At 67.1% G+C, this 10,164-nt stretch carries 10 protein-coding genes; 1 reads left to right on the plus strand and 9 read right to left on the minus strand.

What is annotated here, in order from left to right; all coding sequences use genetic code 11:
- Nucleotides 1-8: 8 nt before the first annotated feature.
- The 9 genes from ACFWBQ_RS33905 to ACFWBQ_RS33945 all read right to left on the minus strand — a co-directional run bounded on the left by ACFWBQ_RS33905 (nucleotide 9) and on the right by ACFWBQ_RS33945 (nucleotide 8,968).
- Nucleotides 9-200: a hypothetical protein gene (locus tag ACFWBQ_RS33905; protein ID WP_385506162.1), complete on the minus strand. Its 192-nt coding sequence runs from the start codon at nucleotides 198-200 to the stop codon at nucleotides 9-11.
- A 964-nt stretch (nucleotides 201-1,164) separates the two neighbouring features.
- On the minus strand, nucleotides 1,165-1,605 hold the full coding sequence (locus tag ACFWBQ_RS33910) for an N-acetyltransferase (protein ID WP_385506165.1): 441 nt from the start codon (nucleotides 1,603-1,605) through the stop codon (nucleotides 1,165-1,167).
- A gap of 156 nt (nucleotides 1,606-1,761) precedes the next feature.
- Complete coding sequence (locus ACFWBQ_RS33915) at nucleotides 1,762-2,394, minus strand: DUF2461 family protein (protein ID WP_385506168.1); 633 nt, start codon at nucleotides 2,392-2,394, stop codon at nucleotides 1,762-1,764.
- Nucleotides 2,395-2,737: 343 nt separating this feature from the next.
- Nucleotides 2,738-3,577 (minus strand): IS5 family transposase, encoded by an 840-nt coding sequence (locus tag ACFWBQ_RS33920; RefSeq protein ID WP_385506170.1) that lies wholly within the window; start codon nucleotides 3,575-3,577, stop codon nucleotides 2,738-2,740.
- Nucleotides 3,578-3,854: 277 nt separating this feature from the next.
- Nucleotides 3,855-4,301, minus strand: a complete 447-nt coding sequence (locus ACFWBQ_RS33925; RefSeq protein ID WP_385506173.1) for a hypothetical protein — start codon at nucleotides 4,299-4,301, stop codon at nucleotides 3,855-3,857.
- Nucleotides 4,302-4,551: 250 nt separating this feature from the next.
- Entirely contained in the window at nucleotides 4,552-7,206 is a 2,655-nt protein-coding gene (locus ACFWBQ_RS33930; RefSeq protein ID WP_385506175.1) for a tetratricopeptide repeat protein, read from the minus strand.
- A gap of 497 nt (nucleotides 7,207-7,703) precedes the next feature.
- Nucleotides 7,704-8,267 carry an ATP/GTP-binding protein gene (locus ACFWBQ_RS33935; protein ID WP_385506178.1) on the minus strand — a complete coding sequence of 188 codons (564 nt, stop codon included), beginning with the start codon at nucleotides 8,265-8,267 and terminating at the stop codon, nucleotides 7,704-7,706.
- A 304-nt stretch (nucleotides 8,268-8,571) separates the two neighbouring features.
- Nucleotides 8,572-8,700 (minus strand): hypothetical protein, encoded by a 129-nt coding sequence (locus tag ACFWBQ_RS33940; protein ID WP_385506181.1) that lies wholly within the window; start codon nucleotides 8,698-8,700, stop codon nucleotides 8,572-8,574.
- A gap of 4 nt (nucleotides 8,701-8,704) precedes the next feature.
- Nucleotides 8,705-8,968, minus strand: a complete 264-nt coding sequence (locus ACFWBQ_RS33945) for a hypothetical protein (RefSeq protein ID WP_385506183.1) — start codon at nucleotides 8,966-8,968, stop codon at nucleotides 8,705-8,707.
- A 169-nt stretch (nucleotides 8,969-9,137) separates the two neighbouring features.
- Between ACFWBQ_RS33945 and ACFWBQ_RS33950 the strand changes: the two genes are divergently transcribed.
- Complete coding sequence (locus tag ACFWBQ_RS33950) at nucleotides 9,138-10,070, plus strand: IS701 family transposase (protein WP_385506186.1); 933 nt, start codon at nucleotides 9,138-9,140, stop codon at nucleotides 10,068-10,070.
- The last annotated feature ends 94 nt before the right edge of the window (nucleotides 10,071-10,164 follow it).

Consider the following 10,164-nt stretch of genomic DNA (forward strand, 5'->3'; position numbering starts at 1 on the left):
GACAGCTGTTAGCCGTCTTTGCCGACGATTACGCTGAAGTTCTGCTTGTTGATGGATTCGCTCCAGTCGACTTCCCAACCATTTGCCGCCAGATGGTGCGTCAGACGGCCGAAGGCGACCCGCACCCCGGAGCCGTCTTTCCTGACGGCGGTCCAGCTGTGATGGACGTTGTAGACGCCGTCAAGAGGCTCATCCTCCATCGCTTTCAGGCCATCGGGGTAACACTCGCCCGTCGAGGCGGAGTTGCTGGAATGGTGTTTAGTGGGGCTCACCGACCCGGACCGCGGCTTCAGCACGGGCCCGAGATCCAGTACACGGTAGGCGTCCTGGTTGTGGGCCGCGATACGCCGCAACGTTTCCGGCGGCGGCTTTCTGTCGTACCGCTCCGGCCAGCCCTACATCACGTACCAGGCGCCGCCGAACAGCACCACCACTGGTGTGACCAAAAGGACGATGATCCGGCGCCGTCTGCGGCTGGGCGCGGAGGCGGCCTCGGGTGCAGTCATGGACGTCACCATAGGCAGGCCCTCGCCAATACGAATCCGTGCGGATACTCACATCGGCCCTGCGTCCCTGGGTAGCCATACCTGGGCGGTCAGGGCGAGACCGTCGACACAAGCATCCGGACAGTGAGAGAGGCCAGGCTGTTCTCTCGCGGCAGGCAGCGGCCTATTGAGCAGTGAGTCAGCCGGCCTCCACGGGCTCCTCGGCGCGTGCGCGGGTGCTCAGCTTGTCGTCTACCCACCGGGGCGAAACGCGACTCGAACTTGGTGGCTCACCACGGCATTCGCCGGACACAGAGGTGGCCCCGGTCGGATCATGTGCTCCGACCAAGGACGCACGCGACCAGACCGACGGCAGGCCGATCACCTCACACGGCCTGCGCGCGGGGGGCGCAACCGATCTCGGCGCGGCGAAGGTCTCCGCGCGCGATCTACGCACGGCGGGACGGTGTCGGGAGGGCTCTCCCACGCCCGAGGTGGTCTACGTGCGCCCAGTCGAGGACGCCGAGTTCGACCCGTTCGAGAAGGTCCCAGTTCTCGGCGCCAAGGTTGATGCTGTCGACAAGCCGCCGAGTTAGGCCCAGCGCCCATCGCACGGGGTTCAGGTCTCGCCCGGCGGCTGACCCTTCAGGTCGAGGCGTACGGGCGAGGCACTTGGCGCCTATACGTCACCCTGAGTAACCGAGCGGAGCATGACCGAGAATACGGGGGAGTCGGCGAACGGTTGCCGGTCGCCCAGCTTGCGATAGCCCCACGCCTCGTAGACGGCTTGGACAGCTCCGTCCCCGTTGAGGGGATTGACGAGCAGCGTCACGCGCTCCTCAGTTCGGTGAGTCAGCCACGCTTCATGCAGTTGCCACGCGACGCTCCGCCCCCTCCACGCCTTGCGTACGACGATCTCATTCAGTGCGACGGTGCGCTTGCCGTTCTCCGACATTGTGGAGGCAGACAGGGGCGTGAGCATGCTGTTCCAGCACTTGGTGTCCGGCGCCAGGGTCGTGCCGAAGCAGAACCCGACGACGTCGCCCTCTTCGTACCCCAGCACCGCCGTCCAGCCAGGCCGGGAAGCGTATGCGGAAAGCCGCTCGTCGAAGCGGTCCACGCACCTGTTCGGTGCGGGGCGCTCGGGAAGGTCCTGCCGACCACGGGGGCAGTCGGGCACCTATGCCTGGGTAGCGACGCGCTCGGTGGCCGGTTACGGGCGGCCGCCTCAAGCACGGGTGTGGTTCCTCCCGTGCCGCGCGGCGCCGTCGTGACGTCAGGCGGCGCGCTTCACGTGGCGGACCAGCCACATCAGCAGGGCGTCCAGATCGGCGGCGGCCGAGAGGACCCGGTCGACTGCCTCGGGGGTGTGCAGCCACTCCTCGCAGCCGAGGGGACGGGCGGCGATCAGCGAACGGTGGCGCAGCAGGTTCGTACGGGAGTGGTTCGTCGGGTAGCCGCGTGGGGGGCGTTTCATCACGTCCCCGGAGATGTCGTAGCCCATCTTCCGCACGTCCTCGACGATGGCGGACAGTTCGCGGCCGCTCCCCTCGGAGGCCACGGCATTGCGGAACATGTCCACCTGGCCGGGATCGGGGTACCACCAGGCACCCTGGATCCGCAGGCCGCCCAGGTCGAACCGGAGACCGATCTCGATCTTGCGGCCGAGCCGGATCACCGCGCTCTGGTGCTGCCACCACCAGGAGTCTGTGCGGTAGTGCCAGACGGAGAAGTCCTCGTATCGGGGGTCGGTGTCCGCGACCTCGTTGAGCAGGGCGATCATCGGCTGCCGGACCAGGCATTCGCGGTCCGCGCGATAGAGCTCGCGGGTCGCGTGGGTCGGTTCGCCCTGGAGCTGCCACAACACGTCCATGGCCTGCTCCGGCCAGCCGGTGAACTGTCCGCGCATGCGGGCAGGTTAGCTCACCCATGCTCCGCGCGCGGCGCAGAGTGAGACGGGTAGGGAGGCGTGGCCCGGGAGGTGCTGCGGCGGGGTTCGTCGGCCAGTCGAGAGTGCAGTCGATATGAAGCGGGCGGTGAGATTGTGCAGCCGAACTTGAGATTCCACAAGATCCTGTAGGGTCTCCCGGCCCGTGTCATAGGGCAGCACGCTGGTCTGCTGGTCTGCTGGTCTGCTGGTCTGCTGGCAGTCTCACCGTGTGACCGACATGATCAGTCTCACGACGACGGTGAATCCCTCAGAGGGCGTTTCATCCCGTTGTTTCATCCCGGATTGCCGGGTCTGGTGCGGTTCATGCGCCGCGCCATGTTGGAGTGAATTCGGCGGTGAGTCTGCGGGTCATGAGGTTGATCATCGCGAGGTGGATCGTGGCTTCGGAGCGGTGCGAGTGGGCTTCGTAGTCGCGGGCCAGCCGGCGGTGGTTCATGAGCCAGCTCAACGTTCTCTCGACGGTCCAGCGACGGGGCAGGACAGCAAACCCCCTGGTGGCGGGGTCGCGGCGGACGATGTGCATGTCGATACCGAGGGTGGCGGCATGCTCGACGAGGTGCTGGCGGTAGCCACCGTCGACCCAGGACTTGCGGACGGTGGGATGGTCGGCGGCGACGCGTTCGATCAGGGTCCGGCCGGCGATCGAGTCCTGCACACTCGCAGCGGTGACCAGCACGGCCAGGAGCAGGCCGACGGTGTCGATAACGATGCTCCGCTTGCGGCCCACGATCTTCTTACCGGCGTCGATACCCTGCTCGGAGGCGGCGACATTGGTGGATGTCTTGATGCTCTGGGAGTCGATGACACACGCGGTCGGTTCCTCCTCCCGGCCTTCCTGCCTACGGACTTGGCGGCGGAGGAGAGTGTTGAGCTGGTCGAATACTCCTTCCTCCTGCCAGCGGGCGAAGTAGGCGTAGACGGTGTTCCAGTGCGGATAGTCGTGAGGGAGGTACCGCCAGGGGATCCCGGTCCTGTTCACGTAGAGGACCGCGTCCAGCAGGCTCCGAAGGTCGTGGTTCGGCGGCCGGCCGATGTCCAGGCCGCGGCCGCGGCGCTCGGACCGCCACGCGGTCAGGACCGGCTCGACCAACTCCCACCGGGCATCGGACAGATCACTCGGGTAACGGCGACGTTCAGGCACGATCACGGGCTACCCACGCACAGTCGGCCGTGCTCAGGCGTACACCCCGGCGCCCGAAGCGCGCGGCGCACAACCCGGCACCTTGGGATGAAACAGGATCCTCCCGGCCAACACGCCACGAAAATCGCTACTTCCTCACCACACACCACACTGGCTTCAGCAGCCCCAGGCAATCCGAAGCATAAAACGTCAAAAAAGCCCGCGCGATCGGGCTAAACACCCTCTCAGAGCAAGTGTCGGAATGCAGCAAGCTCGACATCTTGTCCGACGGAGCTCATCACTCGTCTTCATCATCGAAATCGTAGGGCGGGATAGTCCATCGCATCACTGCCTGACTGGCCTCGTCCGCTTCGAGCGTGACGGGGTAGACCTGGCCGGCGAGTCGTTCACCACGATGTCTCATCGAGTGATCTCCCTGGTCCCAGCCGATGCCAAGCACATGACAGCCGCCGATCTCGATCGCACCGAGGTGGAGAAAGAGCAGTTCGACGTTCGAGTCGACGCAGATGTTCAACACGATCACGAGCTGTCGGGCGTCCTCGATGTGCCGCGAGACAGTGGGGTCGCCTTCCACGGTCTCCCACTCCGTGATGATCTCGGCCAGCCGGGGTAGGACCCTGGCGCAGTCGGCGGCGGATAGATCACCGGAATCGTCAGGATGGTCCAGCAGAGGCTCAAGCGTCGATGAGAACTGTTCGGCGACCGAACCTCGACGTACCCCCAACCACGGGAACGCAGGTCGTTGTAGCGGTCTGCCAGATCCTTCACTTCTGAACGTCTCTCAACCGGATTGAATAGTCCCGATTCCGGCGACGTTGCCGCCCACACCACGCTCATCCAGCCCTTCTTCCCCACACAGGCCATCGCCTACGATCCAGGGCAACGCTCCCACGCTCCACAGCGAGCGAGCCCTCTGCCTGCTTCGTCAGGCAGAGGGCTCACCCCTTCCTGGGCCTGATGTGACCTACAGCGCGTCAGACGACGATCTTCCGCTGTCGTCTCACCACTGCACGACGCCGTCGCGTCGGCTGCGGGACCCTTCCCAGCGCTTTGTGGAACGAGCGTTCGTCGCCGTGTCCCTGGCCCAGCCACTCGCCGAGTGTCTGCCAAACCGCTGCGTATCCCGACGACAGCCTGTGCACGGCCTCCCGACTCAGAGGTGCCACGCCGTCGGCCGTTGCCGTGAGGAGGACATCCTGTCCTTGCCGGCTCTTCAGGCTGGGGCTGTTCCGCCTGCGTTTTCGCCTGCCTCTGCCCGCGGCCAGCTCGCGTTTCAGGCCCGCGAGGCATTCGTCGTGGCTGCCGTCGGCGGCCGGAGTCGTCTCGTTGGAAGGCATCGCGGGTGGGAAGCTGGGTGTGACAGGAAGGGTTTCAAGCGCGTTGGCCTGGACGGACCTGATGAGTTCCACACGCTGGTCCCACCGGGTGTGGTCTTCGTCGGTGGCGACGATGCGGATCCAGTTCCAGATGTCGTCCTCGGCCCGGAGCCACTCGGCAGCCACCCGGAGCTCCACACGGGAATTCGCGCCCCGCAGGTGCCAGACCTCGTGCATCAACTCTGCCGTCGCGGCGAGCAGCGCGAAGTCGTAGTCCGTCCTCTGGTCCGCGGCCCAATTGCGCGGCGAGGACTGATCCGGCGTCTCCACCCCGGGGTATGCAGTCCGCAGCAGGTCCTGGAAGAGAGGGTGGCCGCGGAGAAGGTTCAGATCCGGGTCCTCGTGGACCAGCCACGTCCGCTCCACCGTGGTGACACCGCGCCTTGGCATCAGGACAGCCTGCTCGAACTCCTCCACGGCCTGCTGCACATACCGCTCCACGTCGGGATCGTCGTCCGCGAGACTGGTCGCGCCAGGCTGCTTCCTGTCAGTGACCGCCGTCGCCGCGATGGCATACGCGCATGCGCTGTTGTAGTGCGTCAGCCAGTCACGGTGTCGCCACCCCGGCCAGACCCGGCGCAGAACGACGAGCCTACTCTGGGCCCGGCCGATCCGTTTCACGAGCTCGTCTGGCCCGTGGAGCCCTCTGGTCCTGTCCGCCCATGCCAGGCGCAGCGGCGCCCACACCTCCCGGTTGACCCGGAAGGCACCCCGGGTCACGGGCTGCCGGGGGCCTTTGATGCTCTGGACTCCCGCAAAGGGCGATGCCAGGCCGATCAGGCTCCACAGCCTCGCGGGCCAGTACAGACCCGCGAGGCGGGCCCAGGAGTCGTCGGCCGCAAGGCGCTTGAACTCTTGCAGAGCGGCCCGCTGGAACACCACGCGGACGAGCCGCTCCGAGGCGTCGCTGCCGGAGGAGTTCAGCGCCTTCTCGAGCCAGACCTGTTCGTCTTCTCCCGCGAACGGGAGGTCTCGTGCTGCCGGCCAGTAGCGTTCGGCGAGCAGGGAAGCCAGCCGGTCGGTCGTGGCCTTGTTCTTCGCCCCGCTGCGCGCGAACCACTGTTTCGCCGTCTGCTCGGCGCAGCCCAGAATGACCGCGTTGCGGTACCGCAGACCGAGACCCTCGGCATAGAGCCGGGGATGCAATAGATAGCGCAGGCGCCGCAAGTGCGGGTCCCACCGGCTCTGCCACAAGCGTTTGTTGTACTGGTCGAAGGTCTGGCCATCGAGGGTGAGTGCCCGCTGGCAAGTGTCGAGAGCGTCGATGTGCAGGCCTGTCCTCTCCTGCACCTCAGCCAACTCGCCTCGCAGGTAGGGATTGTGCGGATCCAGTGCGATCGCCTCATAATACTGTGGCAGGGCCTCGTGATAGTGGCCGGCCCGGCTGAGTTCGTTGGCGTGCTGAAACGCCTCGAAGAGGTCGGGGCACAGCTCCCGACCCCACCACTTCCGCCATGGTGGCCGCCGGCCTGCCCGTGTGACGGGAAGCAGCGAGCTAATCACCCAGTATCCTGATCTGCGGATGGCCTCGTCCCAGTCCGTTGCCCATATGGTCGTTGAACGCGACCCGCCGAAGACATAGGCGGTGACGGTCACGGTCACGCCGACGTTGTCCGGCTCCTGGCTCCGCATCCGGAGCACGCCACCGACCCGGTAGGCGAGTTTCGGCCGCAGCCGGCTGAGCATGCGTGGTAGCGCAGTTCCCAGCTTCGCGGGTCCAAGGTCGATGTCGCCGACCAGGTCAAGGAAGCTCGTCGGGGGTGCCTCGGCCGGCAGTGTCGTCGGGGCGTACATGCTGCTGTCGGACAGCAGTCGACGCAGTTCCGCGGTCAGATCCCCGACCGGAACCTCCAGCCGGCCGACGGGAGTTGCGTCGACCAGTTCCTGTACATCGACCGGGCCGGGCTTGTACGCCAGCCATGCCAGCGTCGCTCTCCAGCACAGGTAGAGCACGAGCAGAACAACGGCGAAGAATCCGATCCTCTGGCCCAGGGGAAGTCCGCCGTTGCCCCCGAAAACCCGGCCGACTCCGCCGCACACCTGGGCCACCCATCCGGTCAGGTCCTGGACCCGCCCCCACATCCAGTCGTCCCAGGTCCCGTCGCTCCACGAGCGGTTGTCCTCGCCCACCCATGCCAACAGCGCGATAATCGCTATGGTCCCGGCGGCGCTCCACAGCAACCACGCGACGCGCCGAGGTCCGGGAAGCGGCGAGGTCAGGGCGGTGCCTCCTTCGCTGCGGCGGTTGAACATAATGTCCTCCTGCGTGCGTTACACGTCCCCTCATCGGCCCCTATCAACGCTAGGCGCTTTGCGGGTCGTAGACAGGGCAACCAATTGGTCCCTGCCGCCATTCGCCTCTATGGCCGTGCCACGGCGTTCCGGTCGGGGGCGCTCGCGCAATGAAGTGCGCCGGGTTCCTTCAGCGTGTCGGGGCTGTCAGCAGCCGCGGGGTGAGCGGCGCCTCGACTGCCGTGTCGCCCGGGTCTGGCGTCTGCGGAAACGAGGTGAGGACGATGCCGGGTCTGAAGAGCTGGGCCAAAGCAGAGGGCCGGCCCCAGGCCACCGGGCCTATATCCCTAGTTCGACAAGGACAGTTTCCAATGGTGGTGGCGCCGCGGATTCCTCGTGGTGAGTGGCCGAACCCGCCCCTGACCTGCGTTGGTGAGTTTCGAACCGGAAACTCACCAACGGCCCACGCGCCGACTCACCATGGCAGGTCAACTCACCGCGAAAACTCACCATGCAGGTCAGCGGCCTGCCAGTCGGTCAGTCGTTGACGACCTGGACCTCGCGGACGTCGGCGGTGTCGCCGACGCGCGGGCCTCGGTGAACGTCCCGCCGTCGTTGAGGGCTGGAGCCGTCCACGTCACGGTCCAGTAGGCGGTCGCGGTGCCCTGGCACCGGTCGCCTAGCTGCTCGTACGAGGGCCGCTCGTACAGGTACCCGCAGTCCGGGGACGAGGTCACTTCCCGGGATCTGCTGTACGGGGTGCCGGGGCCTAGGTAGGTGACGGTGGTGTCGTCGCCCATCGCCCACCGCACCCTGGTGACCCTCGCCGTGGCGGTGACCGTGACACCCCCGGCCGTGGCCGACGCGGTCGCCGGGCCGAACGTCGTCGGCGTCCTGGTGGCCCACATCCACATCGGCATCCCGACCACGTAGGTGCCGGGGGGGGCGACCTTCGGGCCGTCCAGGCGCATCGAGGCCGCCGTCTGCCGCGCGACGGCTTCCGGGTCGATGGTCGGGGCGGCCGGGCCGTCCTGCCCGTTCGGGACGAAGGTGACGCCGCCGCGTCCGCTTTCGCACTGCACCAGGTAGACGGCTCCGCCCTTCGGGTCGTGGCCCTTCCAGGCCAGGTGTCCAGGGGGCGGAGGCGGATCGGCCTTCCGGTAGGAGCATTCGTCCGTCGACTTCGTCTTCTCGCCGCTGGAGGAGCCGGCGGGCTTGGCCGTACTGCCGGTGCCCGCCGATCCGCTGCCTCTGGCCCCGTCCTGTGCGCAGACCTTGACGAAACTGGTGGCGCCCTTGCAGATGCCGCCGCTGGGCCCGTCAGCCCCATGTACGCGACCGGGGCGGCGTCAGCCGCCAGGAGCACAGCGACAGCGGGGGCGAGCCTCAGCATGTCGGACCGTCCTCGGGAGTGATGCGGGTGACCATCCAGCCGCTGTCCCACCGCTCCGCGGTCACCGTCATCACGTAGCGCAGCGCCTGCTCCGGCGGGAGAGGGATCACCTTCTTGGCCACGGTGTCACGTCTGGTACTTCGAGAGGTCCACGCAGTCCGACAGCGTCGCCGTGGGTGTCCGGGCGTCCATGTCGAGCTCGGTCACCTCCGCGTCGTGCCCGACCGCTCCGCGCACCACCGTCTTGGACTCCTTCAGCCGGTCCAGATCCGTGCGGATCTGCGTGAGCGCGTCGCGCGAGGCGTACTTCTCCACCTTCGTGCCCTGCGCCGACCCCTGCCGGTACGCCTTCATCTGCTCCGCCGACATCGAGGTGTACGACGCGAGCACCGCCGTCGTGTCCGCCGCGTCCGGATCCGCCGGAGGCGGCCGACGCGGAGGGGGCCGAGGAGGCCGCAGACGGGGCAGTCCGGGGCTTCGCGTTGTCGCTGGCACCAAACCACAACAGCCGGTCAGTGCGAGAGCGAGCCCCACAGCGCCGCACAGCACCATTGCGCGTGTGCGGGGCCGTGTCTGTCGAGCCGTCACCATCAGGTCCCCCAGGGGTTCACATGCCGCGACCGACACCGCGTCGTGTCCGCTGAACTGGCAGTTTTATCTGCCCCGGGAGTGGACGGACGAGCCGGGTCGTTGCCGTCGGGCCGGTATCCCGGACGGCACCGTCCATCAGGAGAAATGGCGCTTGGCGCTCAGTCTGCGGGACAACGTGTCCGGGTGGGGGCTCAGGACCCCGGTCGTGGTCGCCGACGCGGGTTACGGCGTCAGCAAGCCCTTCCGCCACGGCTTGGAGGAACGGGGCCTGTCCTACGTGCTGGCACTGACCGGGAAGGAAGTAGCTCACGAGCTGAACGTCGAGCCCCACCAGCCGGGTTACGGAGGGCTCGGACCGCCGACGCTTCCCCGTTATCGGAAGGCGCCGCGGGCGCTCTCCCTCCACGCGGCCGAGGCCGCTGCCGCTGGCCGCTTCACCGAGGTGGCCTGGCGGCAGGGCAGCAAAGGCACGATGACCTCACGGTTCGCGGTCCTGGCCCGTCGGCCGGCGGGCAAGCAGTCCCTGGCCGCCGCCCAAGCGGCAGGCGGCGGACGCAACCAGTGGGACGGTGTCCTGCCCGCTTCCACCGTGCTGGTCGAGTGGCCTGCCGACCAGAACGCCCCGACCGGCTTCTGGATATCGAACCTGCCGCCGGATGCTCCCATCGCCGACCTGGTGCGGTGGGCGAAGATGCGCTGGCGCATCGAACACGACTACCGCGAACTCAAACACGGCCTCGGCCTGGACCACTTCGAGGGCCGCACCTGGCGTGGCTGGCACCACCACGTCACCCTCGTCACCGCCGCACAGGCATTCCTCACCCTCAGGCGGCTCGACCCAAAGTCCACACGCCGGCCTGACCCTCTACCAGGCCCTGGACCTTCTTCCAGGACCTGCTAAGAAGTCATCTCATTTGGTGAGTCTGCGGTAGCAGATGAGGGTGCAGGCGATGCTTGTGAAGGCGAGGAAGTGCTCGGCTTTGCGCTCGTAGCGT

The sequence above is a fragment of the Streptomyces sp. NPDC060035 genome (genome assembly GCF_042736635.1).
In the GTDB taxonomy this organism is placed as follows: Bacteria; Actinomycetota; Actinomycetes; order Streptomycetales; family Streptomycetaceae; genus Streptomyces.